Raw genomic sequence first — 17822 nt, 5'->3', positions numbered from 1 at the left:
GAGGGTCGCAGACCGATGGCCTGCACCTCCACAATGAACCGGCACGGCCACAGGCCCGCCCCCACACCAGCAGGTACCCCGGCGCGCCCGGCCTGAGCCCGCCCGGCACGGCACAATCGGCGGCCTATGCCCGCCGCAGGCCCAGTCGCCGCCCACCCCGAACCGCCCCGCTCCAACCGCGACGCCCTGATCGCCGCCTGGGCCCGCGCGCTGCGCCAGCGCGCCGATGCCGCCGCGCTGCAGGCACTGGCTCCGCTGACCGATGCCGAGGCCGCGCGCGTGATGGCACTGCTGCGCGAGGGAACTGCAGACGGAGCCCCTCCAGCCGCCGCAACCGCCGCCCCGTCCGCGCCCACCCCGCCGGCATCGGGCCTGGTGCCGGGGCACTTTCGCCCGCGCATCACCCTCATGACACTGGGCCGGGGCGACGGACTGCTGGGCATGGCACCCCAGGGCAAACTGGGCCCGCGTGGCGAGAACGTGACCCTGGCGCAGATCGACTGGACCTACCGCACCGACAGCGGAGCCCGCTGGGAGACCGCGGCGCCCACCTCGGTGCTCAACGCCCGCCCTGCCCCCGTTCAGGACCTGTACGACACCGGCGGCCCCGTGGTGCGCATGCAACGCAGCCTGGCGGCCGAGGCCGACGCCATGGACCGGGTGTGGGACCTGGGCCTGGTGCCCGTGGACCCCAAGCACCTGCAATGGCGCCACCGCGAAGCCGCCGCCACGCTGGGCCCCGTGTGGACCCTGCCGCAGGAGGCGCACTTCGGCGACTTCTGGGCCGACCAGATCCCGCCGTTGCGCGCCGAAGGCTGGAGCGTGGTGGTGCGCCCTGGCTTCGCGCACGAAAGCGTGCCCGTGCAGCGCTGGAAGCTCGTCATCGCCCCGGACACCGGCGAGCTGCTGGCCCGGGAAGTCGACGGCCCGCTGGGCCCACGCGAGCGCCCGGTGCAAAAGCTGCACCTGCCCGACCGCGAAGGCGCCTGGCTGCTGAGCCTGGGGATCGAGATCGACGGCGTCATGCTGGACCTGGCGCCCATGCTGGCCGACCTGCTGCGCCGCGACGTGCGCTGGCTCAACGCGCGGCAGATGGCGGCCATCGACGACATCGCCGTCATCTCGCTGCGCGCGCCCGGCGGGCGGCGCATCGACGCGCCCGCCGGCCCGCTCAAGGCCATCGTGGGCGCCATGGTGGACCTGCTCACCGACCCCACGCGCAAACAACTGCAGGACGGCGACCCGCTGCGCCTGGGCGCCTGGGAGACACGCCGCATCGAGGCGCTGCGCGCAGGGCTGGTGCAGGCGCACCGCGTGGGCACGGTCAACGGGTGGGACAACAGCTGGCAACTGCAGGGCGACCGGGGCCTGGCGCACCTGGCCCGGCGGCTGCGCCGCATCGGTGCGCCGCAGCCCGTGGACGCCCCCGCCGGGCTGCAGATACAGCTGCGCCCCTACCAGCTCGAAGGCCTGGCGTGGCTGCAGTACCTGCGGGCCCAGGGCCTGGGCGGCATCCTGGCGGACGACATGGGGCTGGGCAAGACGGCACAAGCCCTGGCCCATGTGCTGGCCGAAAAAGATGCCGGCCGACTCGTCCGCCCCGCCCTGGTGGTGGTGCCCACGTCGCTGCTCTTCAACTGGCAGGCCGAAGCCGCGCGCATGGCGCCCAGCCTGCGCGTGCTGAGCCTGCACGGGCCTGACCGGGGCCGGCGGTTCCTGCAAATCGCGCAGCACGACCTGGTGCTGACCACCTATCCCTTGCTCTGGCGCGACGTCGATGCCCTCGCGGCCGGGCCTTTTCATCTGCTCATCCTGGACGAAGCCCAGATGGTCAAGAACGCCGGCAGCCGCAGCGCCCGGGCGCTGCGCAAGCTGCAGGCGCCGCACCTGCTGTGCCTGACCGGCACCCCGCTGGAGAACCACCTGGGCGAGCTGTGGGCGCAGTTCGACTTTCTGATGCCCGGCTTTCTGGGCGATGTGCGCAGCTTCAACGCCCGCTGGCGCAAGCCCATCGAGGAGAACGGCGAAACCCTGCGTGCCCAGCTGCTGGCCCAGCGCGTGCGGCCCTTCATCCTGCGCCGGCGCAAGCAGGACGTGGCCACCGAGCTGCCGCCGCGCACCGAGGTCATCCAGCGCGTGCAACTGCAGGGCAAACAGCGCGAGCTGTACGAAGCCGTGCGCACCACGGCCGACAAGCAGGTGCGCCGCGCGCTGGAGCGCCAGAGCTTCGAAGGCTCGCAGATCACCATCCTGGATGCGCTGCTCAAGCTGCGCCAGGTGTGCTGCGATCCGCACCTGGTCAAAGGCGCCACCGTCCACCCCGGCACCGAGCGCGCCAAGCTCGACCTGCTGGCCGACATGCTGCCCGCGCTGGTCGATGAAGGCCGCCGCGTGCTGGTGTTCTCGCAGTTCACCGAACTGCTGATGCTGGCCGCCGAACGTCTGGATGCGCTGGCCCTGCCCTACGCCACGCTCACCGGCCAGACGCCGCCCGGCCAGCGCGGCGCCGTGGTCCAGCGCTTTCAGGCCCAGGACGCGGCGAGTGCGCCCATCCTGCTGGTCAGCCTCAAGGCCGGCGGCACGGGCCTGAACCTCACCGCGGCAGACACCGTCATCCACTTCGACCCCTGGTGGAACCCTGCCGTGGAAGAACAGGCCACCGCCCGGGCCCACCGCATCGGGCAGGACCAGCCGGTGTTCGTCTACAAGCTGGTGGTGGAAGGCAGCATCGAAGAGCGCATGCTGGAGCTGCAGGCCCGCAAGGCGGCCCTGGCCGAAGGCGTGCTGGGGCATGACGAAGCCGGCGCGGTGAAATTCAGCGAGGCCGACCTGACGGCACTGCTGGCGCCGCTGGCCGAGCCGGCCAACAACCCGCTGGCCATTCCGGGTGAGGATGCGCGGCGGTGGGGCGGCACGGGCAAGCGCCGGCCCAGGCCCCTGCAGCCGCCTGAAAACGAATAAAAAGTGCCTCTACCGCTGGATAGGAAAGCGCTAGCAGCTATCAAATAAGTAGCACATCCCCGCAGTGCACACCAACACAGCGCAGCACCCGGCGCCAGGCGGTCTATGGCTTTCGCAACCTGCGCTCTCGCCGGATCGTGCAGACCGACAAGCGCAGCAACAGCAGCCCGCCGGCACCGGTGAACACCACCGTCACCAGGTCCCACAGCAGCGAACCCACGCGCAGGCTGCGGTCCGCCACCGATTCCGCCGGTTTGTCAGGGTTGACCCACACCTGTATCGGCGCCCCCGTGCGCTGCGCGGCCTGCCACTGCGCCACCAGCTGCTCGTGATAGCGGCGCCCGCCGTCGCCAGCGGTGTCGATCACCGCGCGCTGGCCGGTGTAGTGCGTGCCGTCCACGATGTAGCGATGGCGCACCAGGGCCTGGTAGTAGGTGCCGCCACGCGCCGTGCCACCCTGGTGCAACCGCGCGGACTCCACCTGCGCTGGCACCGCTTGCCAGTGGCGCATGCGAGACCAGTCCACCAGCGTGGGGCCCACGCCGAAGAACAGCAAGCCCAGGCTGGTGGCCAGCAGCATCAAGGCGACCACCGCCAGCGCGACCTGCGACCACATCCCCGAACCGATGGGTCGCGCGTTGGCGCCACCGGGCGGTGTGTCGCGTCGGCGCTGCCGTTTGCGCGTGCTGGACTTGCCCACTACGCAGTGACCCTGGCAGCATCGCTGCGCGATACGGTCGGCGGCGCGGTGGCAATGGAAACAACAAGGCGGACAAACGCGGTGCGAGGTGGCATGGGTGACTGTTGCCCGCCAGCGTGTGACAGGCTGTGGACGGTGACGATGGAAACGGAAAGACGGCATGAAGTCTAGAACCATCCGCCGCAGTGGCGCAGAATTCAAAAGCAGACTTCGGAGTGCGCCCCGCACACCCCGTCCCTAGAGTGCATGGCATCGCAACCAATTTGTGAGCCATCCACCATGCAGATGAACACCCTAGCCACCCACCGCCCCGCCATGCCCCGCACCCCGACCTCTCGCCAGGCCGACCAGGCCGCACACGCAGCGGCCACCCAGGCCGACCCGCGCTGGGCAGCGGTGGTGGCGCGCGACGCCCAGGCCGACGGCAGTTTCTGGTACTCGGTGCAGACCACCGGCGTGTATTGCCGCCCCAGCTGTGCAGCGCGCACGCCCCGGCCCGAGAACGTGCGGTTCCATGCCAGCTGTGCCGACGCGGAAGGCGCCGGGTTTCGCCCCTGCCAGCGCTGCAGGCCCCGGCAGCCCACGGCGCTGGCCCACCATGCGGCGCTGGTGACCGACGCCTGCCGCACCATCGACAACGCCGCAGCCGACGGTGCGCCCTCTGTGGATGCGCTGGCAGCCAGCGCGGGCCTGAGCCCATCGCACTTTCACCGCATCTTCAAGCAGGCCACAGGCCTCACGCCCAAGGCCTATGCCGCCGCCCGGCGCGAGCAGCGCGTGCGCAGCGCGCTGGAGCAACCGGCCGACTCGGTCACCGACGCCATCTACAGCGCGGGCTACCAGTCCAGCAGCCGCTTCTATGAAAAGTCGCACCAGGTGCTGGGCATGACACCCACGCACTATCGAGCGGGCGGAGCCACGCAGCGCATCCGCTTTGCGGTGGCGCAGTGCTCGCTGGGCGCAATCGTGGTGGCGCACAGCGGCCAGGGCCTGTGCGCCATCCTGCTCGGCGACGACCCCGACGCCTTGGTCCGCGACCTGCAGGACCGCTTCGCCCAGGCCCAGCTGGTGGGCGGCGATACCGACTTCGAAGCGCTGGTCGCCCAGGTGGTGGGCTTTGTCGAGGCCCCCGGCGTGGGCCTGGCCTTGCCGCTGGACGTGCAGGGTACCGCCTTCCAGCAGCGGGTGTGGCAGGCGCTGCGCACCATCCCGGCCGGGCAGACCGCCAGCTATGCCGAGATCGCCCAGCGCATCGGCGCGCCCACCGCCACGCGCGCCGTGGCACAGGCCTGCGGCGCCAATGCGCTGGCCGTAGCCATCCCCTGCCACCGGGTGGTGCGGAGCGACGGCGCGTTGTCGGGCTACCGCTGGGGCGTGGAGCGCAAGCGCGTGCTGCTGGAACGCGAGGCCGAGGCCGCAGCCCCAGCAGCCACAAAGAAGGCAGCAGCATGAGCGCACTGCCCCGCACCCCGACGACAAGCCCGAGCCAGGGCACCTGGCCTCGTCGCACTGCCGCCATCGACTGGGCCCAGGCCACCGACGACCTGCACACCCAGGGCCACGCGGTGCTGCAGCAACTGCTCGGCCCCGATGAGTGCATGGCGCTGGCCGGGCTGTACCGCCAGGCCGGCCCGCCCGTGTTCCGCAGCCGCGTCGTCATGCAGCGCCACGGTTTCGGCCTGGGCGAATACCAGTACTTCAGCTACCCGCTGCCGGACGTGGTGGCCGGGCTGCGCGATGCGCTGTACCCGCACCTGCAGCCCATCGCCAACCACTGGAACGCCGCCATGGGCATCGAGGTGCGCTACCCCGCGCGGCATGCCGACTTCATTGCGCGCTGCCATGCGGCCGGCCAGTTGCGCCCCACACCGCTGCTGCTGCAGTACGCGCCCGGCGACTACAACTGCCTGCACCAGGATCTGTACGGCGAGCATGTGTTTCCGCTGCAGGTCGCCATCCTGCTGTCCGAGCCCGGTCGGGACTTCACCGGGGGCGAGTTCGTGCTGACCGAACAACGCCCCCGCATGCAGTCGCGCGCCGAGGTGGTGCCCCTGCGCCAGGGCGATGCCGTGGCGTTCGCCGTGCACCACCGCCCGGTGCAGGGCACGCGGGGCGTGTACCGAGTGAACCTGCGGCACGGTGTGAGCCGTGTGCGGTCAGGGCAGCGGCACACGGCGGGGATCATCTTTCATGATGCTGAATAAACTTTCTCCCCCTGAGTCGCCTGCGGCGCCTTCCCCCTCTCTCGCTGCGCGGGAGGGGGACGCACCCGGTGGCCTGGCAGAGCCAGTTCCACGGGTGCACTGGCCTCGGCCGCGCCAGTTGCTGCGACCGCGTGTTGGCGCAACGGCAGGGATTTGCACACGATGACACTGGATCTGTTCGAACATTTGCCAACACCCCACGAGCCCGAATTGCTGGAGCCGGGTGCCGTGGTGCTGCGCGGCTTTGCCTTGGAGCAGGCGGCCGAGCTGCTGCACGCCGTCGACGCCATTGCGGGCAGCGCGCCCTTCAGGCACCTCATCACGCCCGGCGGCAAGCGCATGTCGGTCGCCATGACCAATTGCGGACCTTTGGGGTGGATCAGCGATCGCAGCGGGTACCGGTATGGCCCTGTGGACCCAGACACCGGCAAGCGCTGGCCGCCCATGCCCGCTGCATTTCGGCAATTGGCCCTCAATGCCGCCGATGCAGCGGGCTACCCCGGCTTTACGCCCGACGCCTGCCTCATCAACCGCTACGAGCCCGGCACGCGGCTGTCGCTGCACCAGGACCGCGACGAGGGCAACTACGACCACCCCATCGTGTCCGTCTCGCTCGGCATTCCGGCGGTCTTCCTGTGGGGCGGCGCAGCGCGCGCCGACCAGGCCCGGCGCGTGGGCCTGTGGCATGGCGACGTGGTGGTGTGGGGCGGGCCGGCGCGGCTGCGGTTCCATGGCGTATTACCGCTGGCCGTGGGGGAGCATGCGATGACGGGGCCGGTGCGCATCAACCTCACCTTTCGCAAGGCCGGCTGACAGACCACAGATTGCGCTCGCCCCGCCGGTGCGGCCATCGCTCCATCCAAGCATCCCATAGACCAGCACAGCCAAACTCTGCGAGATCGATTTTTTGGGCGATGGTCTGGTGCTCACCCAGATCGGCAATCTTGCGTTTGTACAAGCGCACGGCGCCTCTAAACAGCATATTTCTGTGCTCAGCATCCCCTGCGAAGAATAAATGCATAGTTTTAATTTGAATTATGCACAAATCTATATCGTTTCTGTTCGTTGCAGCTGGTCAAACTTACTCTCGCTATAGTTCCCAATCGTCTCTTGATGATAGCAATATCGAAGTCGAGATACCGCCTTTTCATCAACATGAAATAGCTTGGGAAACTGATAAATGATGTACTTCTACAAAGATAAAAATGGGCATCCAGTCTATTCAGACCGAATGCCATCTCCAAACGAAACAACTTCACCGGTCACCGTCACATTGAACGGTATCGTGGTAAAAACAGAGTCTGCACCCAAAAGCCCGCATGATGAAGCCAAGGGATACATTGCCGATGCACGCAAGCATATTCCAAAAACAATTGCCTACATTGACTACGTAGAGTACTTAAGAAAAAATAATCCCGTACGCTATCATCAATATATGATGGATATTAAAAAGAATGACCCAAAAACCTTTGTCAAGTTGACGCAAGCCCGTATTTTTCAGCCCCTTCAGCCACACCAGCGGCTCTCCAATATGCTGGATGCTGGTACGTCAGTTTTGGGTGATCTGTTTGCAGGCCGCTCCAGCACAGGGACGGCTGCTACGTACGCCGAAAAAACCTTGACAGACTACATGAAGAAAGATGGCTTCATTCCTGGCAGTGTCTTGGGAAACAAGGCAACAACCTTGCCTGAAAAGATACCCACCTACAGCAATACGCGCCTGGGGCAATGGTCACAAAAAGAGAGTGAGAGACTCGCAAAGGCATCCAAGGCAGCGCAGACGGCTGTTTCTGGGCGGCCTGTGTTAACTTCTGCAGGTACGGCTGCCACACGAGTTGGGGGACCCGTATTGGACGCGATGATTGGTGCGCTGGAGCCCTCTGCATACGCCGGGTTCTCAGCGCTTCTCGGTACTGCAGCCATAGAAAAAGATCTTCAAAAAAAAGGGATAATTCTTTGGCCCGAGGAAAAGTATTATTTAACTCGACATTTGGCTGGCAAAGATTGGGAAGCCGCCAGAAATATTATCAAGGAAGCTGCAGTCCGCCGACAAAGCGAATTAACGGGATAAAAATGAAAAAGAGAAAACTAGTTTACTTATTCTTTTGCCTATTTTTTTCGTTGAATTTCTCATCTTATGCAAAAGAATTTTCACCAGAAATGAAGTCTTTGTGTAAGGCAGCGGAAACTACACCCTTTGTGCCGCTGCCCACATCAACAGCATCTCCCAATCCGCACCCCCTTTACCACGCCATTGAAATGGGCGCAGATGCTTCAACAATAGCGTCAATCCTGTCAGGCAATGATCCGGACAAGATCGTAGTTCCACCTGGCATCACTCCCCTCATCGCAGCCTCGGCTGTCGGCAATTGGCCTGCTGCAAAATTTTTGATAGATATCGGATCAAACATAAATATCAGAAGGGCAGATATTTCAATTACTCCACTGGAGGCAGCCCTCATCACCTCAAAGTACTCCATTGCATGCAAATTGATTCAAAATCATGCAAAGTTTCCCACCTCAAAAACAGATAGAAATAGAATATTCAGTACTGCTCAGCTATCTACATTCTCTCCACAGGAGGATGCGGCCATTTTTGTCGAATACATGATTGAAAATGGATTTGATGTAAACAGCATGGGCAATCCTTTGGCAACCCCTCTGATGGGGGCAGTTTCTCTTTCAAACATACCCGTCATTAAAGTGCTTTTAAAACACGGCGCACGTCTTGATATTTCAAAAAAAAATGGTTTGACAGTTTGGGATATGGCAAAAAAGAAAAACAATCCCGAAGTTATTGAACTATTGACGGCAGCGAAGGAAAAACAGAATTCCACAAAAGCAAGAAATGGAAAAAATCGGAAATAAAGAATTGCTTTGGGTTATTGATATTTCATACCAGATCACTGCATTGATTTAAAGCGCTATCCACTCATCATGGCCGGAGCGGTTCTTCAAGAGTTTTTGCTGCTAATGCTCAGCGGGGCAATGAAGTCGTCACGTTCGCGCGCTGGCTCTTTATCTGGCTATTTTTGTGCTCTACCGCTGGATGGACAAGCGCCAGCAGCTATGCATTCAATAGCCCTCAGGCGTCCACGCCGCCTCGGGGCCAGAAGCGCACCGTCCCCCATGCGGCCCCGGCTTTGCCAAAATGCCGCCATGACCACGCCCACCGCCCCACTTGGCCGCACGCCGCACTACTGGCTCATGAAGTCCGAGCCCGAAGAATGCTCCATCGACGACGCCCTGGCCGCCCCGGCCGCCACAGTGCCGTGGACCGGCGTGCGCAACTACCAGGCCCGCAACTTCATGCGTGACGACATGCAGGTGGGCGACGGCGTACTGTTCTACCACTCGAGCTGCCCCGAACCCGGCATCGTCGGCATCGCGCGCGTGGCCTCGGGCACGCGGCCGGACCCGACCCAGTTCGACCCCGCATCGCCCTACCACGACCCCAAGTCACCCGCAGACAAGCCGCGCTGGCTGCTGCTGGACGTGCAGGCGGTGAAGAAGACGCGGCTGATGCCCCTGGCTGAAATGCGGGAGCACCCCGCCTTGACCGAGATGCGCGTGCTGCAAAAGGGAAGCCGCCTGTCCATCACGCCCGTCGCCCCGGCCGAGTGGGCGGCCATCGTCAGCGCCTTGCAGGCGGGCTGACGGGGCTCATCGCTTTCGCAATACTGCCGCATCGCTGCGGTATCGCTCTCCAGGGCAGCCATACCGCAGCAACGGCCACCGCCCCACGGCCCGGTCGCGGCCCACACACTCACCCCCGCCGCCGGGGCATGAGCTCTCGCGGCGCCATGTCGCCCGACGCTGCGGACTGCAGCAGCTTGCGGAACGAAGGGCACTCCATGTGGCTCGGCGCCGTGCACACGGCGGCATGGCGCAGGCTGGCGCTCATGGCTTCCAGGCGCCGCACCATCTCATCGATCTGGTCCGCCTTGGCCGTCAGCATGGCGCGATCGATGTCGGGCTGGCCGTCGCTCGCAAACATGGTGGCGATCTCGTCCAGCGAGAAACCCGCCACGCGCCCCAGCGCGATCAAAGCGAGCTGATCGAGCACCCGCGCGTCGAACAGCCGCCGCAGGCCGTGGCGGCCGGTGGAGGCGATCAAACCCTTTTCTTCGTAGTACCGCAGGGTGGACGCGGCCACGCCTGAGCGCCTGGCAACTTCGCCGATGTCGATCACAAAAAACCTCTTGACTTCAAGTTGACTTGAATTCGTACAGTACCCAGACACCGGTGCTCAGTCAACTGTGAAAGAAACGAGGAACCTATGAATGAATGGACCCACGAGCCGCTCCACGTGCTCTGGATTGGCGTCGGCGCCACGGCGGTGATGGACGTGTGGCTGGCTGCGCTCCGGCGTCTGGGCGTGCCCACGCAGCCGTTTGCGCTGATCGGACGCTGGGCGGGGCACCTGCTGCGTGGACGGTGGTTTCACGACGCCATTGCCAAGTCCACGCCGGTGCGTGGTGAACGCGTGGCCGGCTGGACCGTGCACTACGCAGTCGGCATCGGGTTTGCGGCCCTGGCTGTGCTGGTGAACGGCCGCGCCTGGGCTGCAGAGCCCGCGCCACTGCCGGCGCTGGCCATCGGCATTGCCACCGTGGTGGCGCCCTGGTTCGTGATGCAGCCCGCCATGGGCAGCGGCATCGCGGCGTCCCGCACCGCCACGCCGTGGCGCAACCGGCTGCGCAGCCTGGCCAACCACGCGGTGTTCGGCCTGGGCCTGTACCTCGCCGCCTGGGCGTGGAGCCGCTGCATTGCGGCCTGACCCTTTTTTACCTATCCCTGTTTTTGAATGGAGCTTTTGACATGACGACAAGCAAGAAGATCGCGGTGGTTTCCACAGCGCCCACGGCCACACCGAGCACATCGCCCAGCACGTCGCGCACGGCGCGCGCAACGTGGGCGGCACACAGGTGCAATTGATCGAAGCCGCCAGCCTGACCCCGGCGCCTGATGTGCTGCAAGAATTCGACGGCTTGGTGTGGGGGTCGCCCACCTACCTGGGCGGGGTGTCGGGCGTGTTCAAGACCTTCATGGACGCGACCGGCGGCCTGTGGCGCCGACAGCAACTGCAAGGGCGGCTGGCGGCGGGATTTACCGTGTCGTCGCTGCCTGCGGGCGACAAGCAGTCCACGCTGCAGTCGATGTTCGTGTTCTCCATGCAGCACGGGATGGTCTGGGTGGGCAACCCCATCCTGCCCGAGCAGCACAGCGGCACGCCCTATGACGAGGCGGCCAACCGGCTGGGTTCGTGGTCGGGCCTGATGGCGCAGGCGGGGCATGCGTCTGCACCCGATGCGTTTGCGCCCGGCGACATCAGGACGGCCCACCTGTTCGGTCAGAACTTTGCGCGCAAGGTGCACGGCTTTGCGCCACACACCGTGCAGGGCATGGTGGCCGACGCAGCCGAGGCCGCAGCATGATCCCGCAGCGCTTTGCGCCGGTGCTGTTCGGCTTCATCCTGTCGGGTCTGATGTCGCTGCTGGTGTCGGGCATCTCCACGCTGCACGCGCGCGGCTGGTCGGCCGAATTCGTCGGCGTGTGGGCTGGGGCCTGGCTCACGGCCTGGGCTTTTGCGTTCCCTTGCGTGCTGGTGGCGGCCCCGTTGGCGCGGCGCTGGGTGGCGCGGCTTACGTCGCCGTAGCGCTGGCGGTGTCCGGGGCCACCAGGTCAGGCGCGCGGTACACCAGCACCTTGAGCGCCCGGTCTGCATCGGCGTCGGCAAACACGGCCGGGTTGGCCACGCGCTCCACAAAGGCGAGCTCCGGCGCCAACTCGCGCATCTGGTCCTGCAGAAAAGCCGCGCCCAGCTCCGGCGCATTCAGGCACAGCAGCGCGTGGCCGCCCGGCGCCAGCAGATCGGGCAGGCGGCGCATCAGGCGCGCATAGTCCTTGGTGGCCACGAAGCTGCCCTTCTGGTAGCTGGGCGGGTCCACGATGATGAGGCCGTAGGGCCCGCCGCGCGTGATCTTGCCCCAGCTGCTGAAGATGTCGTGCGGCAAAAACGCGGCGCCGGTGGTGATGCCGTTGAGCTGGTGGTTCTGCTGCCCGATGCCGATGGCGCCGTGGCTCATGTCCACATTGACCACCTGCCGGGCGCCCGCCTGCAGCGCCACCACAGAAAACGCGCAGGTGTACGCAAACAGGTTGAGCACCTTGAGCCCGTAGCGGTCGGCGCTGCGGGCGGCCGCGTAGTCGTGCACCCACCGGCGGCCTGCGGCCATGTCGAGGAACAGGCCGTGGTTCTGGCCGCGCAGCACGTGCACGCGGTAACGAGCGCCGGCTTCGGTCACCGTGTGCGGGTCGGGCACGGCGCCGGCCATCAGGCGGGTCTCGCTGCGGCCCTCGATGCGCAGCGACTCGCCCCGGTGCTGGAACACCCAGTTGAGCGGCTCGCCAGCCGGGGCGATCTGCGCCCAGCGTGCCTGCAGGGCCGCGCCGATGGCGGCCAGCTCTTCTTCGGTCGCGGGCGCAAAGCTGGTCAGCACGAAGACCGGCGGGTAAGCATCCATCGCCCATTGTTCGCAGCCGGGGTGCAAACCGCCGCGGCCATGAAAGACGCGCCCGGCTTCGGTCGGCAGGGGCATGGAGGCAATGGCGTCGAGCAGGGCTTGCATGGGAGCGTTGAGGTGAGGAACAACCGGGGAGATGATAAAAACAGCCGCTACCGCTGGATGGATGCGCGCGGACAGCTACGGAATCAATAGCACCGGATTATCGCGCGCGGGGCGGTGGTGCAGGCGTGCACTCGGCGGTTTCCCTTCACTCGCGATTCAGCATCCACCTACAGCCACCGTCATCGACCAGTGCGACGATGTTCGGCCGTGACCAAAGCTCAAACCAATGGGCTATCGATCGCCCACCCAAGGCCTGGCAGCAAATGCCATTACATTCGCTGCCAAGGCATGGCACGGCCTCAACTTCAGCCAAAGACCTCAACCAAGGAACCTCATGTTTTCAATCATCGGAACCATCATCGTCGGCTTCATCGTGGGACTGATCGCGCGGGCCCTGAAGCCGGGCGACGACAAGCTGGGCTTGATCATGACCACGTTGCTGGGCATCGCAGGGGCGTTTGTCGCGCGCTATGTGGGTGTGGCGATGGGCTGGTATGCACCCGAAGCGCCGGTGGGCTGGATCGCATCGATCATCGGCGCCATCGTGCTGCTGGTGATCTACGGGCTGATCAAGAAGAAGGCCTGACCTTCGGCAGGGGCTGTGGGCTGCAATGGGTGGGCAGCGCCCTGAAAGCGGAGCACCGCGACCCCACCGCGAGTTTCCCCACCTGATTCCCTCGCGCGTCCCTACCCCGCCGCGCTCTGCAGCATCAACGCCACATGCTGCAGCAGCATCACCGTCTTGCCATCCTCGATGGCACCGGTGCCAATGCCAGCCAGGGCTTCGGCCAGCGGCATCTCGATGACCTCGATGTCCTCCCCTTCGTCGGCCAGCCCGCCCCCGCTGCGGATGCGGTCTGCCGGCTCGTATTCGGCCACGAAGAAGTGGAGCTTTTCAGTGACGGAGCCCGGGCTCATGTAGGCCTCGAACACCTTGCGCGGCTGGCGCACGCGGTAGCCGGTTTCTTCCTCGGCTTCGCGGCGGATGCAGGTTTCGGGGTCGTCACCGTCGAGCAGGCCCGCGCAGGTCTCGACCAGAATGCCATCGGCGCTGCCGTTCAGAAACGCCGGCAGGCGGAACTGGCGCGTCAGCACCACCATTTGCCGGCGCGGGTCGAACAGCAGCAGCGCCGCGCCATTGCCCCGGTCATACGCTTCGCGGCTCAAGGTCTGCCACTGGCCGTCACTGCGGCGCAGGTCGAAGGTGACCTTGCGCAGCGTGTACCAGTGGTCGGACAGGATATCCACCGCCAATAGCTTGACCTGATCGGTGCTGGCCGGCACCGGGGCGGGCACGGGGCGGCTCACAGTTGAACCCCATGCGCCGCGTCGGTAACAGCGAGCTGCCGCAGTGGAAGCTCGTCCACGTCGTGCACCACCGGCAAACCGCGTGCACGGGCCCGGGCCACATCCATGTCGGCACCACGGGACTCGCCGGGCAGGCGCAGCACCGCGTCACAGCGGGCGAGCAGCCGCTCGGCCACCGGGTACTGGTAAGCGTGGAACACCGCATCGCCCGGCTCACGCCCACCCGCCGCGTGGATGATGGGCAGCGCCAGCCATTCGCCCAGCATCGGCAGGTGCCCGCGCTCGTAAATGGGCAGCGCCGCGGCCTCCAGGCGGGCGCGGTTAGCGGCGATTTTTTCGGGATCGCCATCGGTGCCCGAGAGATACGGCCCAGCGATGAGCACCAGCAGCGGGAGGTCGTGGGGGATCGAGGTGGACATGTTTTTGCACAATCGTGATTCGTGCAATATCATGCACAAACATGCAAATTCACGCAACCGTAATGCCGTACCCGTTTGTCAACGCCAGTTTCCTCCCATGCTGACCACCCACCGCAAGCAACTCATCCTGGAACGCCTTCGGCAGCACGGCCAGGTCGTGGCCAAAGCCCTGAGCGACGAACTCGGCATCTCCGAAGACACGGTGCGCCGCGACCTGCGCGAGCTGGCGGCCGACGGTCTGCTGCAGCGCGTGCACGGCGGCGCCCTGCCCGCCTCGGCCGCCGTGGGCAGCCTGCAGGTGCGCGAGCAACTGGCCCCCGAAGACAAGCGCGCCCTGGGCCGCGCCGGGGCGGCGCTGGCGCAGCCCGGCCAGGTGGTGATCCTGGACGGCGGCACCACGTCGCTGCAGGTTGTGCAGCACCTGCCGCTGCAGCTGCGCGCCACCATCGTCACGCACAGTCCGGCCGTAGCCGTCGCGCTGGCGGGGCATACAGAGCTGGAAGTTCTGGTGCTGGGAGGCCGCCTGTTCCGCCACTCGATGGTGAACGTGGGCGCCAGCGTGGTCGAGGCTGCGGCCCAGCTGCGCGCGGACCTGTACCTCATGGGCGTGACCGGGGTGCATGCGGACGCGGGCCTGACCACGGGAGACTTCGAGGAGGCCGCCGTCAAACGCGCCCTGCTCCAGCGCGCGGCCGAAACGGTGGTGCTGGCCTCTGCCGACAAGCTGGGGGCAGCATCGGCCTTCACGGTTGCGCCGCTCAAGGCCCTGGCGGGCCTGGTGGTGCCTGCCAACACGCCCGCACGCGTGCGCAATGCGTTGAAGGCGGCCGGAGCGCCCGTGACCCTGGCACCCGCTTGATCCTGGGTGAACTCGGGCGCAGAAGGCGCGAGGGCTTGACTCAGGGCCGGGGCAAGCCGCCGCCCGGCCCCACCAGCGGGGCATGCTGCGCCAACAGTGCAGCCACCCAGTCGATGAACACCCGCGCCTTGGCGCTCACGTGGCGGTTGGGTGGGTAGGCCACGTACAGCGGCATGGTGTCCAGCGCCCAGTCCTGGAACAAAGGCACCAGCTCGCCAGTGCCCAGGTGCGGCTGGGCGATGTAATGCGGCAACCACAGGATGCCCATGCCCGCCAGCCCCGCGGCCTGGTAGGCATTGCCGTCGTCCACCGCCAGCACATAACGGCCCTGCACCTGCACGTCCTCTGCGCCGCGCCGCATCGCATAAGGAAATGTCCTGCCCGAGCGCGACCACAGGAATCCCACCACGCGGTGGTGCGTGTCCTCCAGGTCCTTCGGGTGCGCTGGCATCCCGGCGCGCTCCAAATATCCGGGGGCCGCATACACCCCAAGCTGCAGGTCGCCCACACGCCGCGCGATGAGCGACTGGTCCTGGATCTCGCCCCCGCGCACCACGCAATCCACGTTGTCGCCGATGAGGTCGACCATGCGGTCGCTCACGCCCATGTCGAGCTGGATGTCGGGGTACTGCGCATGGAACTGCGGCAGGGCCGGCACCAGGATCAGCCGGGCCAGCGGGCTGGGCACGTCCACCCGCAGCCGCCCCCGGGGCGCGGCCGACGCGCTCGACAGGCTGGTCTCTGCATCATCCAGGTCGGCCAGCAGCCGCACCGCGCGGTCGTAGTACGCAGCGCCATCGGCGGTGACCTGCACCCGGCGCGTGGTGCGGTGCAGCAGCTTCACCCGCAGCCGCGCCTCCAGCTGCTGCACCAGCTGCGTGACGGTGGTCTTGCTGACGTGCAGGGTGTCCGCCGCCTTGGTGAAGCTGCCCGATTCGACCACCCGCACGAAGGCCTGCATTGCATCGAACCGGTCCATAGCGCTCCTGTCTTGCCCAAGATTGGCCAACGATTGTTTGGAGTTTACAAACAGTGATGGACAAGCTTGCTGGTTTATCCCCAGCCGGTGCGTCGATAAATTCCATGCATCGCCCACCCACTGCAAGGCCGGTACGTCTCATCTGCCGCCCAGGCCAACCCTTCACACAGGAACTCAGTCATGACTACAGCAGCAACAGCAATAGCAATAGCAACAGCAAAAACGACGACGGGATCAACACCGCCATCCCCGCGCGACGTCGTGTTCCCGCCCGGGCGCCAGGCACTCTATGAGAAGAACCGCTACTCACCAGCCATCCGCTCCAACGGCTTCCTGTTCGTCTCCGGCCAGGTCGGTAGCCGCCCCGACGGCTCGCCCGAGCCCGACTACCAGGCCCAGGTGCGGCTGGCTTTCGACAACCTGAACGCCATCCTGCAGGCCGCAGGCTGCACCTTCGACGACGTGATCGATGTGACGGTGTTCATGGTGGACCCCGAAAAGCACTTCGAGACCGCATGGGAAGTGGTCGGCGAATACTGGGGCCAGGCACCGCACCCCACGCTTACCGGCATCGGCGTAACGTGGTTGTATGGCTTTCAGTTCGAGATCAAGGTGATCGCCAAGCTGCCCGAAGCTGCGGACCGCTGAGCGCGGACCGCTGAGCGCGGACCGCTGAGCGCGGAACGCTGAGCGCGGAACGCTGAGCATCCGCTCCGGCAGGCTCTGTCAGAGTGATGCCGTCCGAGCCACGCCGAATCAGTGCGACCCAGCGCGCAGCGCATCCACCAGCGCCTGCGCAAAGCCCGACAGCACTACACCGCGGCGCACGCAGATCTGCAGGTCGCGCTGGGCCCAGGGCTCGTCCATCTCGACCACCACGGGCGGCTCGCTCAGGCCCGCGGCCGGCACCGCACCGCGGGGCACCAGGCCAATGCCCACGCCCGCCCCCACCATGCGGCACACGGCCTCGAAGCTGCGCACCTGAATGCGCACATCCAGGTGCCGGCCCAGGGCGGCCGCTGCATTCATGGTGAAAGTGTGGATGGCCGAGCCGGCGTGCAGCATGACGAACGCGTGGTCCAGCACCTCCGCAAACCCCACCTTGGCGCGCGCGGCCAGTGCGTGGCCTGCGGGTACGATGAGCACCAGGCGGTCCTGCCGGTACGGGGCCAGATCCACCCCCGCGCCCGTGCCGCTGTCGGCCAGCACCCCCACTTCGATCTCGCCGCTGGCCACCGCGACCACGATTTCTGCGCTGGTGCGCTCCTCCAGGCTCACGCTGACCTGCGGATGCCGCTTCAGAAAACCCGCCAGGTCATCCGGCAGAAAGGTGTGGGTGGCGTGCGTGTTGGCCCACAGGCTCACATGGCCGCGGATGCCGGTGGCAAAGGGCGACAGATTGGCGTGCATCTGCTCGATGCTGGCCAGCACCTGGCGCGCATTGCGCAGCAGCGCCTCGCCCGCGCGGGTGAGAGCCAGGCCCCGCGTCTGGCGCTCGAACAGCGTGGTGTTCAGCGCCTCTTCCAGCCGCCGCAGCCGGTGGCTGGCGGACGACGGCGCCAGATAGGCGCGTGCGGCGCCGCGTGTGAGGTTGCGCTCCTCGGCCATGGCCACGAAGAGGCGCAGATCGGTGAGGTCGTAGTTCAAGGGCGGCCTGGCATCGTTCGTCTGCAACGAACGCAGCGTTGTGGGATTGTCAATTGTGCATGACTGCTTGCCAGGGCACCATGCAACCCCTTATCACTCCATGCCGATGCAAA

At 66.1% G+C, this 17822-nt stretch carries 19 protein-coding genes and 1 pseudogene; 13 read left to right on the top strand and 7 right to left on the bottom strand.

All coding sequences use genetic code 11. The features are described 5' to 3' along the window. The first annotated feature begins 126 nt into the window (after window positions 1–126). Window positions 127–2961 (top strand): DEAD/DEAH box helicase, encoded by a 2835-nt coding sequence (locus ACSQ3N_RS12555; protein WP_056169002.1) that lies wholly within the window; start codon window positions 127–129, stop codon window positions 2959–2961. Window positions 2962–3064: 103 nt separating this feature from the next. Here ACSQ3N_RS12555 and ACSQ3N_RS12550 read toward each other — a convergent pair whose 3' ends face one another. Beyond that, the gene (locus ACSQ3N_RS12550; protein WP_056168999.1) at window positions 3065–3577 is read right to left on the bottom strand and encodes a DUF3592 domain-containing protein; all 513 of its coding nucleotides are present in this window, start codon (window positions 3575–3577) and stop codon (window positions 3065–3067) included. 369 nt (window positions 3578–3946) lie between these two features. Here ACSQ3N_RS12550 and ada point away from each other — a divergent pair, with 369 nt between their 5' ends. The 6 genes from ada (at window position 3947) to ACSQ3N_RS12520 (ending at window position 9522) form a co-directional block, all read left to right on the top strand. Continuing rightward, on the top strand, window positions 3947–5113 hold the full coding sequence (ada, locus tag ACSQ3N_RS12545) for a bifunctional DNA-binding transcriptional regulator/O6-methylguanine-DNA methyltransferase Ada (RefSeq protein WP_156372109.1): 1167 nt from the start codon (window positions 3947–3949) through the stop codon (window positions 5111–5113). Continuing rightward, on the top strand, window positions 5110–5865 hold the full coding sequence (locus tag ACSQ3N_RS12540) for a 2OG-Fe(II) oxygenase (RefSeq protein WP_056168996.1): 756 nt from the start codon (window positions 5110–5112) through the stop codon (window positions 5863–5865). Before ada ends, ACSQ3N_RS12540 begins: the two co-directional genes overlap by 4 nt. 162 nt (window positions 5866–6027) lie before the next feature. Then, entirely contained in the window at window positions 6028–6678 is a 651-nt protein-coding gene (gene alkB, locus ACSQ3N_RS12535) for a DNA oxidative demethylase AlkB (RefSeq protein ID WP_056168993.1), read from the top strand. Window positions 6679–7045: 367 nt separating this feature from the next. Continuing rightward, window positions 7046–7936 (top strand): hypothetical protein, encoded by an 891-nt coding sequence (locus tag ACSQ3N_RS12530; protein WP_156372090.1) that lies wholly within the window; start codon window positions 7046–7048, stop codon window positions 7934–7936. Between the two features lie 2 nt (window positions 7937–7938). After that, window positions 7939–8733, top strand: coding sequence for an ankyrin repeat domain-containing protein (locus tag ACSQ3N_RS12525; RefSeq protein ID WP_156372089.1), 795 nt, complete (start codon window positions 7939–7941; stop codon window positions 8731–8733). 291 nt (window positions 8734–9024) lie between these two features. Further along, window positions 9025–9522, top strand: a complete 498-nt coding sequence (locus ACSQ3N_RS12520) for an EVE domain-containing protein (RefSeq protein ID WP_056168988.1) — start codon at window positions 9025–9027, stop codon at window positions 9520–9522. Between the two features lie 109 nt (window positions 9523–9631). Here ACSQ3N_RS12520 and ACSQ3N_RS12515 read toward each other — a convergent pair whose 3' ends face one another. Next, on the bottom strand, window positions 9632–10057 hold the full coding sequence (locus tag ACSQ3N_RS12515; RefSeq protein WP_436146402.1) for a helix-turn-helix domain-containing protein: 426 nt from the start codon (window positions 10055–10057) through the stop codon (window positions 9632–9634). Window positions 10058–10144: 87 nt separating this feature from the next. Here ACSQ3N_RS12515 and ACSQ3N_RS12510 point away from each other — a divergent pair, with 87 nt between their 5' ends. From ACSQ3N_RS12510 to ACSQ3N_RS12500, 3 genes and pseudogenes are all read left to right on the top strand, one after another. Continuing rightward, complete coding sequence (locus ACSQ3N_RS12510) at window positions 10145–10645, top strand: DUF2938 domain-containing protein (RefSeq protein WP_436146401.1); 501 nt, start codon at window positions 10145–10147, stop codon at window positions 10643–10645. Window positions 10646–10727: 82 nt separating this feature from the next. Further along, a pseudogene (locus tag ACSQ3N_RS12505) lies at window positions 10728–11303 on the top strand (flavodoxin family protein); the annotation flags it as partial. After that, entirely contained in the window at window positions 11300–11524 is a 225-nt protein-coding gene (locus ACSQ3N_RS12500; RefSeq protein ID WP_056421354.1) for a DUF2798 domain-containing protein, read from the top strand. The pseudogene ACSQ3N_RS12505 and the gene ACSQ3N_RS12500, both read left to right, overlap by 4 nt. On the opposite strand, the gene ACSQ3N_RS12495 is transcribed toward ACSQ3N_RS12500, so the two are convergent. Further along, entirely contained in the window at window positions 11511–12497 is a 987-nt protein-coding gene (locus tag ACSQ3N_RS12495; protein ID WP_436146400.1) for a class I SAM-dependent methyltransferase, read from the bottom strand. The genes ACSQ3N_RS12500 and ACSQ3N_RS12495 overlap by 14 nt on opposite strands. Window positions 12498–12831: 334 nt before the next feature. On the opposite strand from ACSQ3N_RS12495, the gene ACSQ3N_RS12490 reads away from it, so the two are divergent. Beyond that, window positions 12832–13083: a GlsB/YeaQ/YmgE family stress response membrane protein gene (locus ACSQ3N_RS12490; protein ID WP_056168968.1), complete on the top strand. Its 252-nt coding sequence runs from the start codon at window positions 12832–12834 to the stop codon at window positions 13081–13083. A gap of 101 nt (window positions 13084–13184) precedes the next feature. Here ACSQ3N_RS12490 and ACSQ3N_RS12485 read toward each other — a convergent pair whose 3' ends face one another. Both ACSQ3N_RS12485 and ACSQ3N_RS12480 read right to left on the bottom strand, forming a co-directional pair. Continuing rightward, window positions 13185–13781 (bottom strand): NUDIX domain-containing protein, encoded by a 597-nt coding sequence (locus ACSQ3N_RS12485; RefSeq protein ID WP_056169382.1) that lies wholly within the window; start codon window positions 13779–13781, stop codon window positions 13185–13187. A 20-nt stretch (window positions 13782–13801) separates the two neighbouring features. Beyond that, window positions 13802–14224, bottom strand: a complete 423-nt coding sequence (locus tag ACSQ3N_RS12480; protein WP_056169379.1) for a hypothetical protein — start codon at window positions 14222–14224, stop codon at window positions 13802–13804. A gap of 97 nt (window positions 14225–14321) precedes the next feature. Here ACSQ3N_RS12480 and ACSQ3N_RS12475 point away from each other — a divergent pair, with 97 nt between their 5' ends. Then, window positions 14322–15083 (top strand): DeoR/GlpR family DNA-binding transcription regulator, encoded by a 762-nt coding sequence (locus ACSQ3N_RS12475; RefSeq protein ID WP_436146399.1) that lies wholly within the window; start codon window positions 14322–14324, stop codon window positions 15081–15083. Window positions 15084–15123: 40 nt separating this feature from the next. Here the strand turns inward: ACSQ3N_RS12475 and ACSQ3N_RS12470 are convergent, their stop codons facing one another. After that, window positions 15124–16062 (bottom strand): LysR substrate-binding domain-containing protein, encoded by a 939-nt coding sequence (locus ACSQ3N_RS12470; RefSeq protein ID WP_436146398.1) that lies wholly within the window; start codon window positions 16060–16062, stop codon window positions 15124–15126. A 180-nt stretch (window positions 16063–16242) separates the two neighbouring features. On the opposite strand from ACSQ3N_RS12470, the gene ACSQ3N_RS12465 reads away from it, so the two are divergent. Next, window positions 16243–16710: a RidA family protein gene (locus ACSQ3N_RS12465; RefSeq protein ID WP_436146397.1), complete on the top strand. Its 468-nt coding sequence runs from the start codon at window positions 16243–16245 to the stop codon at window positions 16708–16710. A gap of 108 nt (window positions 16711–16818) precedes the next feature. On the opposite strand, the gene ACSQ3N_RS12460 is transcribed toward ACSQ3N_RS12465, so the two are convergent. Then, entirely contained in the window at window positions 16819–17709 is an 891-nt protein-coding gene (locus ACSQ3N_RS12460) for a LysR family transcriptional regulator (protein ID WP_436146396.1), read from the bottom strand. Window positions 17710–17822: the final 113 nt, after the last annotated feature.

Origin of the sequence: Acidovorax sp. LjRoot194, from assembly GCF_964253015.1 — a bacterium.
Lineage (GTDB): Bacteria > Pseudomonadota > Gammaproteobacteria > Burkholderiales > Burkholderiaceae_C > Acidovorax.
The sequence above is the reverse complement of the archived record's forward strand: the minus strand, read 5'-3'. Positions and strand labels throughout refer to the sequence as shown.

Coding starts and splice junctions, on each gene's coding strand:
- ada (WP_156372109.1), top strand. CDS start 3,947: ATGAACACCCTAGCCACCCACCGCCCCGCCATGCCCCGCACCCCGACC.
- ACSQ3N_RS12550 (WP_056168999.1), bottom strand. CDS start 3,577: ATGTGGTCGCAGGTCGCGCTGGCGGTGGTCGCCTTGATGCTGCTGGCC.
- ACSQ3N_RS12490 (WP_056168968.1), top strand. CDS start 12,832: ATGTTTTCAATCATCGGAACCATCATCGTCGGCTTCATCGTGGGACTG.
- ACSQ3N_RS12555 (WP_056169002.1), top strand. CDS start 127: ATGCCCGCCGCAGGCCCAGTCGCCGCCCACCCCGAACCGCCCCGCTCC.
- ACSQ3N_RS12525 (WP_156372089.1), top strand. CDS start 7,939: ATGAAAAAGAGAAAACTAGTTTACTTATTCTTTTGCCTATTTTTTTCG.
- ACSQ3N_RS12540 (WP_056168996.1), top strand. CDS start 5,110: ATGAGCGCACTGCCCCGCACCCCGACGACAAGCCCGAGCCAGGGCACC.
- ACSQ3N_RS12510 (WP_436146401.1), top strand. CDS start 10,145: ATGAATGAATGGACCCACGAGCCGCTCCACGTGCTCTGGATTGGCGTC.
- ACSQ3N_RS12470 (WP_436146398.1), bottom strand. CDS start 16,062: ATGGACCGGTTCGATGCAATGCAGGCCTTCGTGCGGGTGGTCGAATCG.
- ACSQ3N_RS12475 (WP_436146399.1), top strand. CDS start 14,322: ATGCTGACCACCCACCGCAAGCAACTCATCCTGGAACGCCTTCGGCAG.
- ACSQ3N_RS12500 (WP_056421354.1), top strand. CDS start 11,300: ATGATCCCGCAGCGCTTTGCGCCGGTGCTGTTCGGCTTCATCCTGTCG.
- ACSQ3N_RS12520 (WP_056168988.1), top strand. CDS start 9,025: ATGACCACGCCCACCGCCCCACTTGGCCGCACGCCGCACTACTGGCTC.
- ACSQ3N_RS12530 (WP_156372090.1), top strand. CDS start 7,046: ATGATGTACTTCTACAAAGATAAAAATGGGCATCCAGTCTATTCAGAC.
- ACSQ3N_RS12495 (WP_436146400.1), bottom strand. CDS start 12,497: ATGCAAGCCCTGCTCGACGCCATTGCCTCCATGCCCCTGCCGACCGAA.
- alkB (WP_056168993.1), top strand. CDS start 6,028: ATGACACTGGATCTGTTCGAACATTTGCCAACACCCCACGAGCCCGAA.
- ACSQ3N_RS12480 (WP_056169379.1), bottom strand. CDS start 14,224: ATGTCCACCTCGATCCCCCACGACCTCCCGCTGCTGGTGCTCATCGCT.
- ACSQ3N_RS12465 (WP_436146397.1), top strand. CDS start 16,243: ATGACTACAGCAGCAACAGCAATAGCAATAGCAACAGCAAAAACGACG.